This window comes from Paenibacillus bouchesdurhonensis, from assembly GCF_900155685.1.
Lineage (GTDB): Bacteria > Bacillota > Bacilli > Paenibacillales > Paenibacillaceae > Fontibacillus > Fontibacillus bouchesdurhonensis.
This window is the reverse complement of the sequence record NZ_LT732548.1, coordinates 2987842-3008457: the sequence shown is the minus strand read 5'-3', so window position 1 is coordinate 3008457 and position 20616 is coordinate 2987842. Positions and strand designations below refer to the sequence as shown.

Sequence of the window (20616 nt, the reverse complement as noted above, 5' to 3'; positions counted from 1 at the left end):
GTTCCAATACGGTTCTAAAATTAGTTCCATAACTCAATGGCTTGAAGCGTAGAATTATGGAACCTTATTTTGTTTCGAATTATAATACAAAGATCTAGCGTTTGTCAACGCTTTCTCGTTTTAACAGTTCGAAATCCATGATGGTCACGGGATCAATATGCTCCTCCCGCACAAGCTTAATAATATTATTAGCAGCCAGCTTCCCTGCTTCCTTATAGAAAAATCGAATGGTAGTCAAAGTAGGATGAATGATTTCGGTGACATCATATCCCCCGAAACCTGTGACGGACAATTCCTCAGGAATGACAATTTGCTTGAGATATGCCGCCTTCATGACTCCTAAAGCAATATTGTCGGTTGCACAAACGATGATCGAGGGCGAGATATCTTCGAGCAGTTGGGTTGCCGTCTCCATTGCATCGGTCATTTTAAAGCCCGTTTCATAATAGGAAATCGAACAATCCGTACCCTCCAAGCTCTTTTTAAACCCTTCTTTTCTCCGAATTCCAACGGCAATATCCTGCTCTGTCACGCCTAAATAAGCGATATTTCGATGACCCATTTCCAGAATATGCATTCCCATTTCGTACCCGGCATGGTAGTCGTCGTGGATTAAACTATGAAGATGAGCGTTCTCTTGACCCAGCAGTAGAATCGGGATATTGATCTCATCCGCCGCTTTTAAATGGTCTTCATGCACCTGAGCTGCAAGTAGAATTATACCGGAAACCTTCTGTCTGGCAAAATCGTAAATGGCTTCGATTTCACGTTTCATATCCTGGCTCGTGTTAGAAATGAGCATCTGGAAATTTGCTTCCCGCAACTGTTCATCGATCCCCATTAACGTTTGAGAGGAAGCAAATGAATCCAGGCGCGGCACTACAGTCCCGATAAAATTGGTTTTTCTCGCTTTTAAGCTTTGGGCGAATGTGTTGGGGACATACTGATGCTCCTTGATAACTTTTTCTATGCGCTGCCGTGTCGCTTGGCTGACGGATCCTCCGTTTAAATACCGGGAGACGGTACTCTTGGCCACTCCTGCGATCGCGGCAATATCTGAAATGGTTTTAATCATGGTATCTCCTTAAAATTCACATTTATTGCATCATGCCAAACGATGGGCTACTTCTAGTATACTGTCTTTTTCAAGAACATGCGATGCAGTGCTGCAGCTTTGGAGGCTGTTGCTTGCTTTTGTAAAGATATTCCAGATGTCTTTATTTGAATTTTTCCCTATGTTTATTAAGACATTTTGTGAGAATATGCCAAACTGGCATTTTCCACGAAAAGTAGGTATGATAAAACAAGATTTGTAAAAAAGGAGCTGGACGAGCAATTATGAGAAAAAAGAAATTGTTAGTACCCTTTATTCTGCTGATTTCTGCCATGCTGATAATTAGCGGCTGTGGCAAGAACAGCGAAACAAAGGAAGAACCGGCAAACAATCAAACGCCTGGAAATACGGCGGAGCAGGTTGAACCAGAATCCGAACCTGAGCCGCAGAAAGAAGTCATGAGTTGGGACAACCCTCCTGCTATGGAGATCGACACCAGCAAATCGTACACCGCGGAATTTACGACGTCGAAGGGAAACTTTACTATTGAGCTCTTTGCCAAGGATGCTCCTAAGACCGTCAATAACTTCGTATTTCTGTCGAAGCAAGGCTTCTATAATGACGTCATCTTCCACCGCATCATAGAGTCTTTCATGATTCAGACCGGTGACCCGGAGGGAACCGGTGCTGGTGGCCCCGGGTACCGATTCGAAGATGAGCAGACGAATTATCAGTACGAGCCCGGAATCGTAGCCATGGCTAACGCAGGGCCAAATACGAATGGCAGCCAATTCTTTATCTGCACGGGGGAGGATAGTGTCGGCCTAAATAATTCTCCGAATTACACCATTTTTGGCAAAGTTACGGACGGCATGGATGTCGTTAAAGATATTGCTGCTACACCAGTTCAAGCCAACCCCTTCACCGGCGAGCCGAGCTCACCGACAGAGACTGTTCAGATTAAAGAAATTAAGATTACTGAGCAATAATACCAAATGACAACCTACGTAGAAAAAAACCTCGTAATCCTGCAAATGGGATCACGAGGTTTTTTAGTTAACACTTCACGCATTCAAATCATGGAGACCTGGGCTATGCTCATTCCGGAGTTCAGGCAAGTTCGCAAAGGAAATCCTTCAGGCGGTGCTACGACCTGCAATTCTCCTCCGTTGCGGCTTGGCGTTTAGCCGTTAGAGATTTTAACAATTCGCGTAGGAGCCAGGCGGAAATTACCTATAGATGAGATTACTTTATCTCAGGTAAGACAGCATAAATCATAAGCAATAAGTAAATAATGACGGAGAATATAATAAAAGGAGAGAGAATAACTACATGGGTATTTTAAGCGGTAATCCAAAAGACGAACCTATGCATTATGGCGAAATCTTCAGCGTATGGCAAGCATCCATGGTTGCTAAGGGCACGGTTTCTTGTTACCAGGCATTCCTCAACCATGCTGGTGACCAGGATCTGAAAAAAATCCTCGAAGCTCTGATTGAACAGGCTAAGTTAGAGATTAAAGAATGCGATACCTTGCTTACCGATAATGGCATTGCACCCGCACCTGTATTGCCGGAAAGACCCCCAGTTAAGCTAGAGGATATCCCAGCCGGAGCAAGGTTTACAGATCCCGAGATCGCAGCGAAAATTGCGGCCGAAAACGCACTTGCTCTTACGGCATGCAGTTCGGTCATGGGGCAATCCATAAGAGAAGATATAGGCGCATTATTTGGCAAATATCACCTTACTAAAGCTGCCTTGGGCTTGCGAATTCTTCAAATGAACAAAGAAAAGGGCTGGTTGATCCCCCCTCCTCTCCAAGTAAAAAGACCTGTTGAAGAATAAAAATACGACGAATTTAAAAATCCCACGCTGCGTGGGATTTTTGTCGTTTGGAGCTTTATAGCTTGTGCTCATGCTGAATCCCTCTCACAACTTCGGTACCTCAATTGTTGTCATGGCGCTGCGCTTTTGCTCATCATTGATATGCGTATAGATCATCGTCGTTTCGATGGAGGCGTGACCGAGCAGTTCCTTTACGACACGAATATCAACATTATTGCTCAGCAGCATCGTGGCAAAGGAGTGTCTTAGCTTGTGGCAGGATAATTTCATATCGGACATCTGCGGATGATCCTGCTTGAAGGCGTTAAATACCTCCGCAGCAATTTTCTGAATTTGACGAATTGATAGTCGTCTTCCCTTCTGGGATACGAAGAAGGCCTCCTCTTTCACGCTATAAGGCTGAATGCGCCCTTCCTCTACTTTCGCGAGATAATCTACGACTAACTCAGGCAACGGAATCTCATTCCATTTCCTCCCTTTGCCTAGCACTTCTAGCGTCCCCTTATCTCTTTTGAAATGAGACAGATTCATGCGGTGAACCTCGCCCACCCGCAAGCCGCAGTACCCCATTAACAGGAAAATAGCTAAATTTCTATCCCTGTAACGACCGTTGACATAATGGAGTACCTTCTTGAGCTCCTGCTCCTCTAAATAGACTGGAATTTTATTTTTCTCCGTTTTCGATTTCTTGACCTCTAATGCAGGGTTTCTCGTAGCCAGTTCAAAATCGATCAAGGACGCATAAAACGAACGAATTGCGGATAGCGTCCGATTCCTCGTCTTGTCGCCAGCCGATTTTTGTTTAGATACCAGAAAGCTAACGACATTTAATTTCCCCGCTTGCTGTACCGGCAGTTCATCTAAAGAGAATAAATAACCATATATTTCTCTTAGGTATTCTTTTCTCGTCGCTTCCGTGTATCCCGATTGCTTCATCCAAATCGTAAATGCTTGAAGCGGTTCTGAATAAATTTCTTCTATGTAATATTTAGTAGTCAATGCAATCCCTCTTATCATTCATGCGATTTCCTGTTTTTAGTATATTTTGGCGGTGATTTTGCTAGACAAACTGGCAAGCTTTAAAGAAACAAATCGTTTTAAAACAAAAGTGCGCAAAATACGTGTTTGGCGTACTTATTATAGCATAGTTTTCCCTGCTTTTTAATTTCTTTTTCTGATGATGACTGAAGAAGAAATTTATAATTAAATAAGCTGCCGAGATTTCTCGACAGCTTTGATAAGTATCCTGTTTTTCCATTGACATGGATTGAATTTCGATTTTATAGGAGGCTACCCTCTCTTCTGCATCGAGCGATACATCAAAAACAAGAAATAAGGTGCTCCAATCAGCATAATGATCAGACCAGACGGAATTTCTTTCGGAGCCATCATCGTCCTTCCGATCGTGTCGGCTAGAACTAGCAGTAAACCACCAAGCAGTCCAGATAGAATAATAGATCGTCTCGTATGATGCCCAATCATCATCCGTACAACATGTGGTGCCATGAGACCGAGAAAACCAATCGTCCCTACGCTGGCAACGGCTGCCGATGCAAGTAAAACGCCAAGAATCATTGCCGCCAGACGGGTTCCCCGAATCGGCAAACCAAACCCAATTGAACTTTCATCGCCAAATGCCAATAAGTCAAACTTTCGTGCCAAATAATAAGCTATCGGAACAAGGATCAGCAAAAATATAAATAGGGTGTAAAACTGAGGCCAGCTTCGTCCATAGGTCGAACCCGTCAACCAAATATAGGCACTTGTATTCCAGAGACTTGCTTTAATAATCATGACCTGAATGCCCGCAGACCCAATAGCCGATACAGCAATCCCAAGCAAAATGAGCACGGATGGATTTAAGGATTTACGCCAGGCTAGAGAGAACACAAAGGCGGCGGCTATGATTCCACCCGCCATAGCTGCAAATGGAAGAGCAACTATCGTCAGAGTGGGCAAGGCTACAAGCACGATCATTGCACCAAATCCAGCGCCTGTGGTTACACCGATGATAGAAGCATCAGCCAATGGGTTTCGAACAGCGCTTTGAATTAGAACACCGCTAATCGCGAGCGCAATCCCCCCTAAAGCAGCAACTAGCGTACGCGGAAGCCGTAAATTAAGCAGGACGGAATACGATGAATCGCTGGCGCCTGCAACGCTGCCCAATAGTTCGCTTAACGGTATTCTCGTTCCACCAAAGGATAAGCTTATTACGATGGTAGCAAGGAGAATTAATGCTATGCTTATCGCCGTCGGAGCAAAACGCATGCGCAGTGCGGCGCCTCCTATACTCATCGATGACTGCCCGCTCCCAGATCCTGATATATTTCTCACCTTGGTGAGAACCAGCCAAATAAGCCATGGGCCGCCAATGATTGCCATTACGGCGCCGATCGGCATCTCCCCCACACTACTCCTTACCATTCGTGCAAGCGTATCTGCGGCAGTAATCAGAATCGCTCCCCACAGTGCGCTTGCGGGGATAAGGAAGCTGTGCTTACGGATACCGCTAAGTCGGACAAGGTGTGGTGCGACCAGACCGACAAAACCGATAGGTCCGACCACACTTACTACGATTGCAGCCATCAATACGGACATCCCAAGACCTATTGCCCGTGTTAGATCTACCCGCTGCCCAAGTGAACGGGCGGTGGATTCATCAAGCTCCAGCGTATCGAATTGCCGACCTGCGAACATAGCTCCCGCTAGCAAAGCCAAAATAAAAGGCCAGGAAAACTGTACACCGTCCCAATTTAACTGAATCAAAGAACCCGAGCCCCATAAGAATAAATTTTGCGTTTTGGTACTATTAAAAATATGTAGGGCCGATGTAAATGCGCCAAGCACCATTGACACGATCATGCCTGACAGTGCAAGCCTTACAGGCGTGGCGCCTTTGCCCCCGCTTAGCATATAAGCAGCGAGAGCTGCCAGCAGTCCTCCTGCAGCAGCAAGCAGAAATGGGAATTGTTGTTGTACAGCAGGGAATGCAACCATGCCGAGAACCACCATAAAGTAAGCTCCGGCATTAATCCCTAGCGTATCTGATGCAGCAAGCGGATTTCTCGTAATCGTTTGCAGCAGAGCGCCAGCCGCGGCAAGTGCAGCACCGGATAAAAGCCCAATAATCGTGCGCGGCATACGAATATCCCACAGTAAATTATGTTCCATCACATCTCGGCGGTTCAGCAAACCGTCCATTACAATGGCTGCTGGAATCTCAGCCTCCCCGAATCCAAGGCTAAGTATAGACAGAACGAAGAGGACGGCTACGCCGCCCCCAAATATTGCAATTAACTGCCAGCTCGTTCTAAATTTCGCTTGCTTCCTGTTGATTTGCTTCATCATAACACTCATTTCGTTAGCGTTGATACAACTTCATCCACCAGCACTTTGGAGGAGATAGGACCGCCAAACACCCATGTTGTACTGTCCAATGCGAAGGTACGATTCTCCTTGACAAAGGTTAGGCCATTCCATACGGAATTATCTTTGAGCTCATTCGAGAAAATATCATCATCTTCCTGAACGATGTAAATCAGATTCGTATCCTGAACTGCCGGCAACGCCTCAACTGTCGATGAGCTGAATCCAAAATGCTCGAATTTCTCAGGCGTCCAGTCATTTTTCATTCCAATCCGTTCCAGCGTTTGTACAGCCAGTGAATTATCTGTAAAAAGTCGCAGCGTCGCTGCATTCTGGTAGCTATAGGCTTGTGTCAACACGTAATTGAAGCCATCTTTTCCTGCTGCAGCTAGCTTCTCTTTTGCATCCGCGTAATGTGCATCCAAGTCCGCAAGAACTTTATCTGCTTCCGCAGTTTTTCCGACGGCTGCTGCAATTGTTTTAAAAGTTTCCTCCATGAGCATGTATTGATCGCCTTCACCTTCTTGCGGATACAAGTCGAAAATCAGTGTCGGTGCAATACCTTGCAATTGTTCATAAATCGCTTCGTGACTTCTTGTATTTCCAATAATCAAATCCGGTTGCAATGCAGCGATCGTTTCCAAATTTGGCTCGGCGCGTAAACCTACATCCGTTACGCTTTCATCGAGCGGCGCTTCGGAAGTCACGTAGAGTTTATAGTTTTCGTTATCGGCATTCCCCACTGGCTGCATACCAAGTGCAATAATATCTTCGGTGAATGTCCACTCCAACACGACAATCTTTTGTGCTGGCTTATCCAGTTTAAATTCGCCTTTAGCGTCTTTCACTACAATAGGCTCGTCCGCCGATTCGCTGCTTGTATTAGAGCCGGCTGCATTGCCGGCAGGGCTGCCATTCGTTGCTGGACTGCCTGTTTGATTGGCTCCGCAGCCCGCCATAACTAGTATGACAACAATAACCATTAAAACGTTCAATAATCTTCTGTGCATCATTATGTCCCCCTAGAATTCAAATAATAACTTAACCCTCAACTAACTGATAATGATTATCATTGTAAGTCTGTTAGCTATTATATATGCGAATTCCTGGTAAGTCAAAACTTAAATTGTCTATTCTATTGAAACCGTGTATAACAGCCCTTTTTCTTGGCAGCAAAACAGGCTTCCACAAGGTTCTGACCTTTGGAAGCCTGCCTACTCGCATTAATTAATTCATATCATTAAGTAAATGCGTTCAGTTCTGTTTAATCATAAAAAGGGATTGATTTCTATTATTCATTGCTACAGCCCATTAAGTTTACATAATTATTGTTACGTAACCAATTTGTCGCCTCAGCTTTTCATACCAGTAATTTCAGCAACGAGCTCGTAAGAACGAACACGTGCTTTATGATCATACATCGTCGTATTAATAATGATCTCGTCCGCTCCCGTATTATCCAAGAACGCTTGAAGCTGCTCCCTCACCTCATCAGGATTGCCTATAATCGACGCTTTGAGCTGCTTCATGACCAAAGCCTTCTCGTACTCCGTCCAAATGTTCTCCATGCTTTCGACTGGCGGCGGAATTTGTCCAGGGTGGTTGCGGATCAAGCTAAGGAACTGTTGTTGGAATGATGTTGCGAGATACTGTGCCTCTTCCGTCGTGTCAGCCGCGAACACATTGATCCCTGCCATTGCAAGGGGCTTATCCAGCACATGGGAAGGTTGGAACTGGGATTTATACTGCGTTAACGCCGGAACTGTAAGCTCTGGGGCGAAATGGCTGGCGAACGCAAATGGCAATCCTAGCTTTGCTGCTAAGGCCGAACTGAAGCCGCTGGAGCCGAGCAGCCAGATTGGAATATCTTGGCCTTCGCCGGGAATGGCTCTCACGCGATTATGACGTGAATCCTCATCCAAATAGTTTCGCAGCTGCTGCAGCTGATCCGGAAAATCATGTCCATTCGCTCGCGGATCGCGCCGCAAAGCCAGCATCGTACTCTGATCGCTTCCCGGAGCACGACCTAAGCCAAGGTCGATACGGCCGGGGTACATAGCCTCAAGCGTACCAAATTGCTCCGCGATGACGAGCGGCGAATGGTTGGGCAGCATGATCCCTCCCGAACCAACCCTGATCGTGTTTGTCCCGCCAGCGATATATCCAATAACGACCGAAGTCGCCGAACTGCCGATCCCCGGCATATTATGATGCTCCGCGAGCCAATACCGCCGGTAGCCCCACTTCTCAGCATGCTGAGCCAAATCCAGGCTATTTTTGAAAGACTGGGTCGGAGAACCTCCTCTAGTGATCGGCACAAGATCAAGTACAGAATATGAAACTTCGTTAACTTTTTTATGATGATGGCTCATTAGTATCCCTTCCTTCGCATGTAGTGATGCTTCCCTAGCTATATAACCATTTTTTCCTGTACCCATGCTTGCAAACATTCAAGTCTATTCTTAAAGCGCTCCTCCTGCATTTCCATAGCTAAATCATCCAGGGTGGCCTTCTTCAGAACCAACTTCCAGGCCGTTTCAGCCTCCTGCATCAAATCGGTCAATAAGCAGCATTGATCTTCCTCCTGCAATTCCAGCATATCGTTCAACGTTCCGCTTGAGGAATACAGCGTCTGTTGTCCCTCTATTGCGAGATACACATCGTAAATCCGGATATCCTCCAGTTTCTTTTTCAGCTTGAAGCCGCCCTTAACACCGGGTACGGATGTAATGAGATCAGCACTGACCAATTTCCTCAATAACTTTTGAAAATAGCTGGCCGAAGCTCCCAATTGCTGACTGATCGCTTCCCCTGGCAGCACCGCCCTGTCAGGCAGCAGGCTGAGTAGAAAAATTGCATACACGGATTGTTCAACGCCTGTTTTCATATGCATTTATACTTCACGCGCCTTTGGTTAATCTTATACATACAACGCGGATAATTATTGTCCGCTTTATATACACTTTTAATAATATACTTTATTTTTTATAGTAAGTAAACCTTAGTTGTTCATGCATCAGCCTTACATGTTGTTAATCCCTTGCTTCCAGCGATCTAAATCCCACACATCTTTTGCCTACTATATTTTACCCATTCACAGTAAAAAAACCTCGCCGTCGGCAAGGCTCCACATTATAAACCCCTAGGGAGCTCAATTGGCGAAGCTGCTGATAGCGAAGTTACAGTTCATGAACTTACTATAGGATATTCTTGCCGAGATTCCCGGCAGCTTTTATATTTGTTATTCCGAGAAGATTACCTGTATTTGGACGATTTCAGATCGGCTGCCAATCCGGATTGGCGGACCCCAGAAGCCAAAGCCGGAGGTTACGATAGAATGCAGGCTTCCCTTCTGCAAATATCCCCAATCATTCTCGAATAACATTCCCGTAATGAGATGGGCTGGCGCGATCTGTCCGCGGTGGGTATGTCCCGACAGCATCAGGTCGATCCCTTCCCGCTCGGCGACATCCAAATCATAGGGTTGATGATCCAGCAATAGAAGCGGCTTCGAAGCATCTAGCCCTGCAACAAGCTCGTTTAGGGGAGCTCGCTCCCGATCAATCCGATCCTTGCGACCAATAAGCGTGAAGCTATCGTCAATCGTAATGGCTTCATCATAAAGAACGGTCATGTTCCCCTGCTCAATCACCTCGATAAAGTGATCCATTTGCCCGCTGTAGCGATCATGGTTGCCCAGGGTGGCATAGACACCATATCGGGCCGAAATACTGCTTAGAATATCATCGATCCCCTTCTCTTCATAAGGACGAAGATCGTCGTCCACGATATCGCCCGGAAATAATACGATATCAGGCTTCAGCGAATTAATTTGCTCTACAAGTCGCATCGCATGTTGTCTCCCTGATAATTGCCCAAAATGCATGTCCGCGGCCATAACGATGTTCATTTGCGGGGCAGACGGATTGGGCTTCGCAATTTCCACACGATATTGCCGGACAACCGGACTATAAGCATTAAAGGTGCCGTAAGCGATAGCCGTTAATAGCGTGACCAAGACGAGCAGCCCTGCCCCTTTTTGGGCCGCAGTTCGCGAAAGCTTGGTCAGCCGCAGCAGCCACAAGCTGATATGGACAATCGGCAGAACGAGAAGCAGTAAGCAAAATACAGCCATCCAATACGCACCGAGGATTTGGAACATCACCAGTCCCTCTCCTATTCTGCCTAAGAGAAAGGAAATGGACAAAACCACGATGAGAGCTATGTATACATATTTGAACCAGACGGGCGTTTTTCCCCGCATCCAGCTCCAACAGCTGCGGCTAACGTAAAATACCAGCAAGCCGTAAACAAGAAGTGCGATAATACCTATTATGACAAACATATTGATCTCCCTTCATTTCTATGGATATTATAGCGTATAAGACGAGAAATGAATAATAAAGGAGGAGTTATTATGATGATTAGAAACTTTTTGGAGGCGGATTACAAGGTAGCGAGCAGTCATGCGGGACAAGGCGAAGTGCACAGCGTAAAACTGTATCATGAAAGCGACTTTGAATCTTCTTTGAGATTTCTTAATTATACGGTCATGCCCCCTGGCACCTCGATTGGATATCATGAGCATGGGGATAATGAGGAGCTGTATATTATCCTAGAGGGCAGCGGCAAAATGACCGTGAATGGCGAGGTGTGCACCGTGAAGGCTGGCGACGCGATCCTCAATAAGCGGAATTGGAGCCATGGACTGGAGAATACAGGGACGGAGCCGCTCCGTATTCTCATATACGAAGCCGATATAAACAGTTAATTGGATTAAATATTAATTCAGTTAACTAAAGACGAGGGTGAATCTGCAAGCTTCCAATAGGTATATAGAACGGAAACTCCATCGTTCAACATACATTACCCATAATTTAACTTGGGTAAATTTGGGGGCTTGCTTCTATCTTCCAAGGGCTGGATAAATTGCATAGAAAAAAACCGCTCACAAAAGCGGTCGTATTTTCTGTCAACGTTGTTCTATTCTGTTTCAGAAATTAGCGATTGATAGACTGATATTCAGTTTATTTCTCTCCAGATTCATGCACCGTTCAACCGACAAGCAGCGCATACACGATTCCCGGGCCATGCACCCCGATCGTTAGATCGTTCTCAATATCCGAGGAGCGGCTGGGACCTGATATGAAATGAATGCCTGCTGGCAATCGGCCGGAACCAAGCTCGTCGAATTGCAGTAAGACCTCTCCCAGCCTCGTCTTCAGCCGTTCCACCGGAACGACAATCATCAGAACCGTTGGGAGCAAGCTTACTGAACGTCCTTTGTGCGGGGACGACAAGACGACAACGGACCCCGTATAGGCGACAGCATAATCAGCCATGACGATTCCGATGTCAGCTTCCGCCGAGCGCTCCTTCCAGTAAGCTGCCCCTGATTCGTCTGAATTCCATACGGCAACCTTCGCGTCCATGAGCTTCGTTTCCAGATGAAGCTGCTCTAAATCAGACTCGTTTTGTCTGACGAGGTATTTCGCCTGAAGCTCGCGAGCTTTGTCTACGATAAAAGCACTAACCTCCTCCATCGTAGCCAGATGAGCAACATGGCCGCCAACGCTGACAAAGTTTTGCGTAAATCGTTCGATGCGTTCTTCGTCATTCCACTGATAGCTTTGCCAGAAATCCGGAGCCCCTCGGAATGGCTGCTCTGGAGGCTCAAATATCCGCGAACGCTTCAAGCGGGATGCAATCCGGTTCATGAACTTCTCCTGCTTCGTCCTCGACTCCGTTTCCATCCTGTACAGCCAAACATCCTGCTCCTCGAAACTATTCAGTCTGATCCCCTCCCATGTGACGCTGCTGGATGATCTTCTCCATCCGCGCCCGGATCACTGGATCCAATACGCTTAATGAGCTATTGTCCTCCGTTACTTTGGATTTCCGTCCGTTCCGCCCGTTCGAATTCGTTTCCACCGCTGTCCCCGCATCAAAGAAACCGCTTGATCCTAATCCACTGAATTCTTTCAGCTCCATCTCATCCCAACGCTGCCGAAAGGTTTGTTTGGCAATGGATGGGGCGATACGGTAGCTGTTCCACCCCTTGAGCGGCCCAAGCTTCAATGGTATGCCGCCGTCACGGACGACAGCTTTTTGCCCGAGTTGCGCCACTCTAACTGCTGCTGCAAACCGTTTGGAATTGCCGACGATCGCGGCAAAGCCCTTCATCCCGGTGGCTTCCAGCTTATTCCCCTGTCCCTGCTCAACCTTACGACGCCGTAAGGAGACAAGCATGTCATGCAAGGGGATTTTGACGGGACAGGCTTCATAGCAAGCCCCGCATAAGCTTGATGCACTAGCAATGTCGTTCCACTCGTTGACGTTGCCATTGAGGGCGGGAGTCAGAACAGCGCCAATCGGACCGCTGTACGTGCCGCCGTAAGCATGGCCGCCAATATGCCGATATACGGGGCAGGCATTAAGGCAAGCGCCACAGCGAATACAGTTGAGCAGCTCCTGAAATTCAGGATCGCCAAGCTGCAAGGAACGCCCGTTATCGACGATAATAATATGCATTTCATCGGGGCCATCCGCATCCTGCGGCTTGCGCGGCCCCGTTATGCCTGACATATACATCGTCAGCTTCTGTCCGGTAGCCGAGCGAGGCAGCAAGGTAGCCATCACTTCCAAATCCGCGAAGGAAGGGATAATCCGTTCCATGCCCATAAACGTAATTTGCGTCTTTGGCACCGTAGACACCATGCGCGCATTGCCTTCATTCTCGAAGAGCACCATGGAGCCCGTCTCGGCAATCGCAAAGTTGCATCCGGTAATGCCGATATCGGCTTCCAAAAACTTTTCGCGAAGCTTCTTGCGCACGAATCCCGCAAGCACCGTCGTGTCGGCTGCCAAAGGCTCACCGGCTTCTTTGGATAGCAGCTCAGCAATCTGATATCGGTTCTTATGAATGGCCGGAATAACGATATGGGAAGGTCCTTCTCCCGCCAGCTGAATAATATATTCGCCCAGATCCGTCTCGATGGCTTCGATGCCTTCCCCCGCTAACGCCTCGTTTAAGTGGAGCTCCTCCGTGACCATTGATTTTGATTTCACGACGGTGTTCGCCTGCTTGCGCTTTGCGATCCTCAAGGAAATATCCACGGCCTCGGCAGCGTTGTCCGCAAAGTGGATATGCACCCCGTTCGACCGGGCGTTTTCTACGAATAAATTCAAATAATAGTCCAAGTGGGCTATCGTATGCAGGCGGATTTCACGGCCTCTCTCGCGCCACGCCTCCCAGTTGTTCAGCTCTTCGGCGGCATTCAGCTTGCCGTTTCTTAGCCGCTCCGTCGTAAAACGCACCGCCTTGCGCAGAAAGTCATCGTTCAAGGCCAATTCAGCTCTCGCTTTCACATCGACAGCCATCGGATTCATCGCACTCATGTCACCCGCATCCCTTCATAGAGTAGCTCGGCCAAATGCATTACCCGAACCGGCTCATTGCGATAACGTAAGTTCCCAGCAATGTTCATCAGACACGCCATATCCAGCCCGACTAGCACCTCTGCCTCGCTCTCCTTCACGTGATCGACCTTCTCGGTGACCATAGCGCCGGAGATGTCCGACATCTTGATCGCGAACATGCCCCCGAACCCACAGCAATCCTCGGCAAATGGAAGCGGCACGAACTGCAAATCCTTCACATTGCTGAGGAGCTGCATGGGTTCTTCCTTTACCCCGAGCAGCCTGCTGCCGTGGCACGAAGGATGATAAGTGACCTTATGCGGGAAACTGGCGCCGACATCGGTGATCCCCAGTACTTGAACAAGGAACTGCGTAAACTCGTATGTCTTCTCCTGCAGACGCTGCGCTTTGCCCAGCCATTCCGGTTCATCTTTAAACAGCTCGCTGTAATGATGAATCATGTAGGTGCAGGAGCCCGACGGAGATACAACGAAATCGCTGTCTTCAAAAGCCAGCAGCAATGTCCGGGCGGCAGTTCGCGTTTCCTCCCAATAGCCGCTATTATAGGAAGGCTGGCCGCAGCATGTTTGCGTTTTGGGAAAATCAACCTGTACCCCGTACCGCGCAAGTATGCGAACGATCGCTTCACCGACCTGCGGATATATGACATCGCTCAAGCAAGTAATAAATAAGGATACTTTCATGGCAAACCTCTCTTCCTGGAGCGGACTGAATATCAATAACAGCTATCAAACAACCGTTACGGAAATGGATCGGTCAGATAAGGCAGCCAGCGTCTCTTCCGCAATGCCATCATCCGTAATGATCGCACTCACCTGTTCGAGGCTCATGACATGGGTGAAGCTCTGTTGTCCGAATTTGCTGGCATCGGCTAGCAGAATCACTTGATCTGCGATCGCCACCATCTTTTGCTTAATGCGTGCTTGCAGTTCATTGGACTCACTGACCCCACGCTCAAGATGAACCCCTTTGCAGGAAAGGAACATTTTATCTACAAAGTAGGATTCAAGCGAGCGCTCAGCGAGCGGGCCCACGAACGATAAGGATCGACTCGCCAGCAGACCGCCTGTGGAGATCACTTCAATTTTCTCCTTATTGCTAAGCTCTGTAGCGACGCGTATTGAATTGGTCAGCACGGTAAGCGGAATGTCGGGAAGCTTGGACGCCATATACCAGGCCGTTGTACTCGCATCCAGCAGGATGCGCTCTTGCGGCTGAATCCGCTTGACAGCTTCAGCCGCAATCCGCATTTTCTGCTCGGGATGCATAATTTCACGCTCCGCATACGGAATTTCTGGCGCATCTCCCTTGGGCTTGATGGTCACAGCCCCGCCATGAGAGCGGCGAATTCGGCCCGCTTGCTCCAAGCGATCGAGATCGCGGCGGATCGTCTCCTCAGTCACGCGGCATAACTCGCTAAGCTCGGACACGCGCATGCTTCCCTTTTCATTGATCATCTGTACGATAAATTCATAGCGTTCTGCTACCAGCATTTCCTGCTTCACTCCATCTCTTCGTCTCTTTATCGACTATCTCTATTAGTCGCATGATTCTAGAACTTTCTATTAGAAGACAACTTATTACCAGCTTGCCCCGCCTTTCCCCCGGGCTAAAATCTCAGTTCCATAACTGGAAGCTTGATAAGCCTTCATCGGATCAATCGGCAGCCCTTCCTCCTCGCGCACGGCTTGCAGCAGCGGGGTAATATCGAACTCGAACGCTCGCCGCACCGCATCTTCTGCACCCAGTACATCCCCGCGCTCCGCGGCTTGCGCAACCTCTTCGTGATTGATCAGCAGTGCTTTGGCATATTGGGTCTGTACATTCAGCACAGAGCGAATCATGGCCGGGATTTTCTGCTCGATGTTATGGGATTGGTCGATCATGAAGGCGATCTTCTCCACTGTGCCGCGGATCGATTCGTCGGCGTCGTTTGCAGCAAGCACGATTTGATAGAAAATGAGAAATAATTCATAAGGATTCATCGAACCCACGATTAAATCGTCATCCGCATATTTATAGCTATTAAAATGAAAACCGCCGAGCCGCTTCTCGTCGATCAGATATGCGACGATATGCTCGATATTGGCTCCGGGCAGATGATGACCCGTATCAACGAGCACCTCGGCTTGCGGGCCGAGCTTCTGCGCATAATTGTAGGCCATGCCCCAATCGGCAATATCCGTATGATAAAACGCCGGCTCAAACGCTTTATATTCAATCAGCATACGCATCTCCGGCGTCATTGCCCGATACATCTCAGTCAAGGCCTCCAGCATCCAATGCTTGCGTTTGCGAATATCGCCTTGGCCCGGGTAGTTCGTGCCGTCCGCAAACCAAAGGCTTAAATCGCGCGAGCCCGTCTCTTTAGCAATATCTACGCATTCGAGCAGATGATTCGTCGCCTTACGGCGAATGGACGGATCACTGTTCGTCACGCTGCCCAGCATATAATCATCATCCTGGAATAAATTCGGATTGACCGCTCCGATGGATAGGCCAAGGCTTTCGGCATGCGATCTCAGCTTCCCGTAATCATCGACATGATCCCAAGGGATATGAATCGCCACGGAGGGACATAGTCCGGTCAAACGATGAACCACCGCGGCATCTTCGAACTTCTCAAAGGGGTTCCGCGGAACGCCAACCTTTTGGAATACTTTAAAGCGCGTTCCCGAATCCCCGTAGCCCCATGATGGTGTCTCGATCTTGAGCTGCGTCAGTTTTGCCTTCACATGCTCCAAATCAATTCCTCGCTGCTTCTGCTGCTCTTCAAATAACATATACGCTTTATCTGACATAGACAAGCCCTCCTCTTTATGCAATTCGCATGCTATTTACTTGCAATGCTATTTACTTGCAAATTCCTTTTTTAATGATTAGCGGGTAAACGCAGCAGGAACGCCGCCGTCGATCGTCAGCATGCAGCCGGTTGTCTTCTCCGCTTTGGAGGAAGCGAAGAAGGCTATTCCCTCCGCTACGTCGTGCGGATATATATTAACAAGCAGCGTCGTACGCTTACGATAGTGCTCCTCCAGCTGATCGGGCTCAATCCCGTAAGCCGCCGCGCGTTCATTACGCCAGTTTGAATTCCAGATCGCCGAGCCTTGAAGGATCGCATCCGGTAAAATCGTATTCACGCGGATTCCCAACTCCCCTCCTTCAGCCGCAATGCAGCGAGCCAAATGCGCTTCCAGCGCCTTCACCGAGCTGTAGGCCGCCGCGTTTTTTCCTGCGTATACAGAGTTTTTCGAGCCTACAAACACCATGCTGCCGCCAAGCGCCTGCTCCTTCATCAGCTTAAAGGCTTCTCTAGCCACAAGGAAGTATCCCGTCCCAAGCACATTCATGTTCAGATTCCATTCCTGGAGCGAGGTCTCCTCAAAGGGACTAGACGTCGCCAGCCCCGCATTGTTAACGATAACGTCTACGCCTCCATAATGTAAGGCGGCTTGCTCGTATGCGGCGCGAACCATATCCTCGTTCGTCACATCCATTTTAACAGCCAAAGCGATATGTTCTCCGTACTTCTTATTAATTTCAGCGGCAACCTGCTGCGCTCCCTCCAGATTCAAATCCGCCAGCACCACATGTGCTCCTTCGCTCACGAGACGACGTGCCGTCGCACTGCCGATTCCGCCTGCCCCACCCGTAATAAAAGCGACTTTGCGCGAAAATTCAGCTTCTGCAGGAGCCAGGGAAAGCTTATACAGCTCCAGCGGCCAGTATTCCACGTTGTACGATTCGTTCTCGCTGAGCGAGACGAATTGACCGAGCGCCGTTGCCCCGCGCATAACCGCAATAGCCCGATGATAGAGAGCCGCACTCACCTTGGAATTGCTCCAGCTTTTCCCCGTGTTGATCATGCCGATGCCAGGAATGAGAATGACGCGTGGTGCGGCTTCGAACATGACGTCGCCTTCATTTTTGTTGCGATCAAAATAAGCTTTGTACTGCTGCTTGTAGTCGGCAATCCCTTCGATTAATTTCCCGCGGAGTCCTTCGATGTCACTGGCATCCGGCGTCCAATCGATGAAGAGTGGAACAACCTTCGTGTGTACAAGGTGATCCGGGCAGGCTGCCCCAACCTGGGAGAGCTGAGCCGAATTCTTGCCCCCAACGAAGGTTAACACATCCTCCTCATCGTCAAAGGTGAGAATCATTTTCTTGCCGTCGCTCACCGCCCCCCGAATCGAAGGCATTAATTTCGCGACGATGCTCTTCCGTTCTTCGCTAGGGAGCGGCTGATGGAGCATGCCGCCGAACAAGGCTGTCTCATTTACGTGAGCCTCAATATAGTGTTCGGCTTCATTAATGATTTCGATCGTCTTGGCGTAGCAGGCTTCGGATGTATTTCCCCAAGTAACCAGCCCATGCTTCTCCATGAGCACCAGCTCCACTTGCGGATTATCGAGTACGCCTTGGGCAATCATTTTGGATAAGGTGAATCCAGGTCTGATATAAGGCACCCAAACGAAGCGATCCCCGAAAATTTCCTTAGCGATTTCTTTCCCGTTGTCCGCGCAGCACAAACTGATAATGGCATCCGGATGCGTATGGTCAACGTGATTAAACGGCAAGAACGCATGCAGCAGCGTCTCTATGGAAGCTCGCGGATGCTTCGCATCCACCATGCAATTTGCTAAATAGGCAACCATATCCTCGTCGGACATTTCCTCACGCTCGAACAGCGGCTGGATGTCTTCCATGCGCAGGCCGGTAAAATTTCCTTGCTTCATTGTAGCCAGATCCGAACCGCTTCCTTTGACGTACATGACCTCAATATCCCGGCCTCTAAAATCTTGAATGATGGTTTTGCTGGAAGTATTGCCGCCTCCCCAGTTGCAAACCCGGCGATCCGATCCGATTAGGTTCGAGCGGTATACAAGCTGATCTAGACCTCCTTGAAGATGGGATGCCTTGGATGATTCCCATAAATTTTGTACCATAACAATTACCTCCGAATGTTATTTTTATATCGATTGGTTTGCTTTTGCTTTGATTTGTTCCCAGCGCGAAGCAATGTCGTCAATGCCTTGGATGAGCTGAGGTTTGTACTTCTTTATGTGAAAAGAATTGCCGACAAATCGCCGAGCCTCTTCCAGTCCGTTCAGCTGCCCCGAGCCGATGATCTGGACGACGATATTTCCGAGGGCCGTAGCTTCGGTTGGCCCGGCTAGCACCTCCACCTGAGCAACATCCGCAGTAAGCTGGCAAAGAAGCTCATTATTAGCGCCCCCGCCGACGATATGCAGCGTTTCGATGGACTGATCCGTCAATTTTTGCAGCTCCAGGATGCTGTCCTTATACGTCAGCGCTAAACTGTCGAAGATGCAGCGGGCCAGCTTGCCAGCCGAATCCGGGGACGGCTGCCCTGTCTCCAGGCAGTAATTTTGAATCTCCCGGCTCATGCTTGAAGGGTTTAAGAATCGGTTATCATTGCAGTGAACCAAATACCGAAAAGACTCTTCCCGTAAGGCTAGTTCTACAAGCTCGGCAAAGCTGATGTCCTCCTGCGTTTCTCTGCGCACCTCCTGGATCATCCAGAGCCCCATAATGTTCTTAAGAAAACGATATGTGCCGTATGCGCCCCATTCGTTGGTGTAATTCGCATCCATAGCCTCGGACGTGTTCAGTGGAGATAGCCGCTCTACTCCGAGTAAAGACCATGTCCCGCTGCTGATATACGCCCAGGGGCTGCTCGTCTGTACTGGAACCCCCGCGACCGCCGAAGCCGTGTCATGTGTCGGAATAACGATAAGCTCGCAGTCAGGCAGACCATACTTACGCTGCAGCTCAGGCAAAATCCTGCCAAGCTTCACGCCGGGCTCGGTTAATTCGGCAAACTGACCCCGGCGCAAATCTAGCAGTTCTAGCAGCTCCTCATCAAACTCTCTAGCATCCAGATTTAAGAGCTGCATCGTAGATGCATTTGTTACTTCATTCATGAGTTTACCGCTCAACCGATAGTAAAGATAATCCGGCACCAACACGATTTTGTCTGCCTGTGAGAGCTGATTGCTGTCATGCACATATAGCTGATAAAGCGTATTGAAAGGCTGCTCTTGAATCCCGGTCTTGCTATAAACCTCTGATCTGCTGATCTTTTGATGCAGCTCATCAGGTGCCCCCTTTGTCCTGCCATCCCGGTAAGCGTACACTTCGTGAATGCGCTTTTCATTCTCGTCAAGCAGTACATAATCGACTGCCCATGTATCAATACCCAGCGTACAGGCATCCACCCCCTCCTTTTTAGCCTTCTGCAAACCTTTTACGATTTCCATGAACAAATAATCTACGTCCCAGTAATGGTGCTCCTTTTTCTCGGTAAAGGAATTGCTGAAGCGATGAATTTCTTGCAATTGGATTTGCTCACTGTCCTTGTGCAGCGTTCCCTTCACAAGCCGTCCACTCGACGCGCCGATATCAACGGCAATATAGTTGTTCATTCAAACCAAGCTCCTTAAAAAAGTGAGGTTTATCACATCCTAAAGCTAAATTACCATAAAAGTCAACAAAAATACATATAATTTTATTGTTTTGTGTCCGTTTATATTTATTTGTTATTGCATCCGTTTTGTTTTTCGTTTACGACGACCCTGCCAGCTATATCCAAAGTACCAGCAAAAAACGATGCTCCTCACGAATCTTCTCGTCATACTGTTTATACCGATCCTCTCCAGTGGAATCTTTCTTAGCGCTCCTTGGGATCCCTACGATAAAACCAATTATTCTCCAGTAGCCGTAGTTAGTGAAGGGCGACCCTGCAAGTTTATGAAGACAAAACTTTAGAGCTCGGAAACGAACCCTTGTAAACGAGTTAAAGGATAACCATTGACTTTTTAAGAAAAAAAAAGCGCTAACCCAAAGAGGGAAAGCGCTTTGTACATTACTTCTTCTATTTTGAA

At 48.2% G+C, this 20616-nt stretch carries 17 protein-coding genes and 1 pseudogene; 3 read left to right on the top strand and 15 right to left on the bottom strand.

The window, feature by feature from the left end:
- Positions 1 to 94 precede the first annotated feature (94 nt).
- On the bottom strand, positions 95 to 1075 hold the full coding sequence (locus CZ379_RS17570) for a LacI family DNA-binding transcriptional regulator (RefSeq protein ID WP_110932811.1): 981 nt from the start codon (positions 1073 to 1075) through the stop codon (positions 95 to 97).
- 263 nt (positions 1076 to 1338) lie between these two features.
- Here CZ379_RS17570 and CZ379_RS17565 point away from each other — a divergent pair, with 263 nt between their 5' ends.
- On the top strand, positions 1339 to 2043 hold the full coding sequence (locus CZ379_RS17565) for a peptidylprolyl isomerase (RefSeq protein ID WP_110932810.1): 705 nt from the start codon (positions 1339 to 1341) through the stop codon (positions 2041 to 2043).
- 75 nt (positions 2044 to 2118) lie between these two features.
- On the opposite strand, the pseudogene CZ379_RS26730 reads toward CZ379_RS17565, so the two are convergent.
- Positions 2119 to 2285, bottom strand: a pseudogene (locus tag CZ379_RS26730) (manganese catalase family protein); the annotation flags it as partial.
- A gap of 101 nt (positions 2286 to 2386) precedes the next feature.
- On the opposite strand from CZ379_RS26730, the gene CZ379_RS17560 reads away from it, so the two are divergent.
- Positions 2387 to 2899: a DUF3231 family protein gene (locus CZ379_RS17560; RefSeq protein WP_110932809.1), complete on the top strand. Its 513-nt coding sequence runs from the start codon at positions 2387 to 2389 to the stop codon at positions 2897 to 2899.
- Positions 2900 to 2983: 84 nt separating this feature from the next.
- On the opposite strand, the gene CZ379_RS17555 is transcribed toward CZ379_RS17560, so the two are convergent.
- The 6 genes from CZ379_RS17555 to CZ379_RS17530 form a co-directional block, all read right to left on the bottom strand.
- A complete protein-coding gene (locus tag CZ379_RS17555) occupies positions 2984 to 3898 on the bottom strand; it encodes a tyrosine-type recombinase/integrase (protein WP_110934432.1) in 915 nt (304 codons plus the stop codon).
- 291 nt (positions 3899 to 4189) lie between these two features.
- On the bottom strand, positions 4190 to 6247 hold the full coding sequence (locus CZ379_RS17550; protein WP_110934431.1) for an iron ABC transporter permease: 2058 nt from the start codon (positions 6245 to 6247) through the stop codon (positions 4190 to 4192).
- A gap of 8 nt (positions 6248 to 6255) precedes the next feature.
- Positions 6256 to 7278 (bottom strand): ABC transporter substrate-binding protein, encoded by a 1023-nt coding sequence (locus tag CZ379_RS17545; protein WP_110932808.1) that lies wholly within the window; start codon positions 7276 to 7278, stop codon positions 6256 to 6258.
- A 342-nt stretch (positions 7279 to 7620) separates the two neighbouring features.
- Positions 7621 to 8640, bottom strand: coding sequence for an LLM class flavin-dependent oxidoreductase (locus tag CZ379_RS17540; protein ID WP_110932807.1), 1020 nt, complete (start codon positions 8638 to 8640; stop codon positions 7621 to 7623).
- A 38-nt stretch (positions 8641 to 8678) separates the two neighbouring features.
- Positions 8679 to 9161, bottom strand: a complete 483-nt coding sequence (locus CZ379_RS17535; protein ID WP_110932806.1) for an RrF2 family transcriptional regulator — start codon at positions 9159 to 9161, stop codon at positions 8679 to 8681.
- Between the two features lie 348 nt (positions 9162 to 9509).
- Positions 9510 to 10613, bottom strand: a complete 1104-nt coding sequence (locus tag CZ379_RS17530; RefSeq protein ID WP_110932805.1) for a metallophosphoesterase — start codon at positions 10611 to 10613, stop codon at positions 9510 to 9512.
- 72 nt (positions 10614 to 10685) lie between these two features.
- Here CZ379_RS17530 and CZ379_RS17525 point away from each other — a divergent pair, with 72 nt between their 5' ends.
- Positions 10686 to 11039: a cupin domain-containing protein gene (locus CZ379_RS17525; protein ID WP_110932804.1), complete on the top strand. Its 354-nt coding sequence runs from the start codon at positions 10686 to 10688 to the stop codon at positions 11037 to 11039.
- A 283-nt stretch (positions 11040 to 11322) separates the two neighbouring features.
- On the opposite strand, the gene CZ379_RS17520 is transcribed toward CZ379_RS17525, so the two are convergent.
- The 7 genes from CZ379_RS17520 to rhaB form a co-directional block, all read right to left on the bottom strand.
- On the bottom strand, positions 11323 to 11985 hold the full coding sequence (locus CZ379_RS17520) for a LutC/YkgG family protein (RefSeq protein ID WP_234404945.1): 663 nt from the start codon (positions 11983 to 11985) through the stop codon (positions 11323 to 11325).
- A gap of 67 nt (positions 11986 to 12052) precedes the next feature.
- Complete coding sequence (locus tag CZ379_RS17515; protein ID WP_110932802.1) at positions 12053 to 13666, bottom strand: LutB/LldF family L-lactate oxidation iron-sulfur protein; 1614 nt, start codon at positions 13664 to 13666, stop codon at positions 12053 to 12055.
- Entirely contained in the window at positions 13663 to 14391 is a 729-nt protein-coding gene (locus CZ379_RS17510; RefSeq protein ID WP_110932801.1) for a (Fe-S)-binding protein, read from the bottom strand. The genes CZ379_RS17515 and CZ379_RS17510 overlap by 4 nt, the downstream gene beginning before the upstream one ends.
- A gap of 45 nt (positions 14392 to 14436) precedes the next feature.
- A complete protein-coding gene (locus CZ379_RS17505) occupies positions 14437 to 15201 on the bottom strand; it encodes a DeoR/GlpR family DNA-binding transcription regulator (protein ID WP_110934430.1) in 765 nt (254 codons plus the stop codon).
- Positions 15202 to 15288: 87 nt separating this feature from the next.
- Complete coding sequence (gene rhaI, locus CZ379_RS17500) at positions 15289 to 16509, bottom strand: L-rhamnose isomerase (protein WP_110932800.1); 1221 nt, start codon at positions 16507 to 16509, stop codon at positions 15289 to 15291.
- A 78-nt stretch (positions 16510 to 16587) separates the two neighbouring features.
- On the bottom strand, positions 16588 to 18657 hold the full coding sequence (locus CZ379_RS17495) for a bifunctional aldolase/short-chain dehydrogenase (RefSeq protein WP_110932799.1): 2070 nt from the start codon (positions 18655 to 18657) through the stop codon (positions 16588 to 16590).
- A gap of 24 nt (positions 18658 to 18681) precedes the next feature.
- Positions 18682 to 20157: a rhamnulokinase gene (gene rhaB / locus CZ379_RS17490; RefSeq protein WP_110932798.1), complete on the bottom strand. Its 1476-nt coding sequence runs from the start codon at positions 20155 to 20157 to the stop codon at positions 18682 to 18684.
- Positions 20158 to 20616: the final 459 nt, after the last annotated feature.

Bases quoted from the DNA above. Each gene is read 5' to 3' on its own strand.
- CZ379_RS17560 (WP_110932809.1), top strand. From the start codon at position 2,387: ATGGGTATTTTAAGCGGTAATCCAAAAGACGAACCTATGCATTATGGC.
- CZ379_RS17525 (WP_110932804.1), top strand. From the start codon at position 10,686: ATGATGATTAGAAACTTTTTGGAGGCGGATTACAAGGTAGCGAGCAGT.
- CZ379_RS17570 (WP_110932811.1), bottom strand. From the start codon at position 1,075: ATGATTAAAACCATTTCAGATATTGCCGCGATCGCAGGAGTGGCCAAG.
- CZ379_RS17510 (WP_110932801.1), bottom strand. From the start codon at position 14,391: ATGAAAGTATCCTTATTTATTACTTGCTTGAGCGATGTCATATATCCG.
- CZ379_RS17565 (WP_110932810.1), top strand. From the start codon at position 1,339: ATGAGAAAAAAGAAATTGTTAGTACCCTTTATTCTGCTGATTTCTGCC.
- CZ379_RS17515 (WP_110932802.1), bottom strand. From the start codon at position 13,666: ATGAGTGCGATGAATCCGATGGCTGTCGATGTGAAAGCGAGAGCTGAA.
- CZ379_RS17535 (WP_110932806.1), bottom strand. From the start codon at position 9,161: ATGCATATGAAAACAGGCGTTGAACAATCCGTGTATGCAATTTTTCTA.
- CZ379_RS17495 (WP_110932799.1), bottom strand. From the start codon at position 18,657: ATGGTACAAAATTTATGGGAATCATCCAAGGCATCCCATCTTCAAGGA.
- rhaB (WP_110932798.1), bottom strand. From the start codon at position 20,157: ATGAACAACTATATTGCCGTTGATATCGGCGCGTCGAGTGGACGGCTT.
- rhaI (WP_110932800.1), bottom strand. From the start codon at position 16,509: ATGTCAGATAAAGCGTATATGTTATTTGAAGAGCAGCAGAAGCAGCGA.
- CZ379_RS17550 (WP_110934431.1), bottom strand. From the start codon at position 6,247: ATGAAGCAAATCAACAGGAAGCAAGCGAAATTTAGAACGAGCTGGCAG.
- CZ379_RS17545 (WP_110932808.1), bottom strand. From the start codon at position 7,278: ATGCACAGAAGATTATTGAACGTTTTAATGGTTATTGTTGTCATACTA.
- CZ379_RS17540 (WP_110932807.1), bottom strand. From the start codon at position 8,640: ATGAGCCATCATCATAAAAAAGTTAACGAAGTTTCATATTCTGTACTT.
- CZ379_RS17530 (WP_110932805.1), bottom strand. From the start codon at position 10,613: ATGTTTGTCATAATAGGTATTATCGCACTTCTTGTTTACGGCTTGCTG.
- CZ379_RS17520 (WP_234404945.1), bottom strand. From the start codon at position 11,985: ATGAACCGGATTGCATCCCGCTTGAAGCGTTCGCGGATATTTGAGCCT.
- CZ379_RS17505 (WP_110934430.1), bottom strand. From the start codon at position 15,201: ATGCTGGTAGCAGAACGCTATGAATTTATCGTACAGATGATCAATGAA.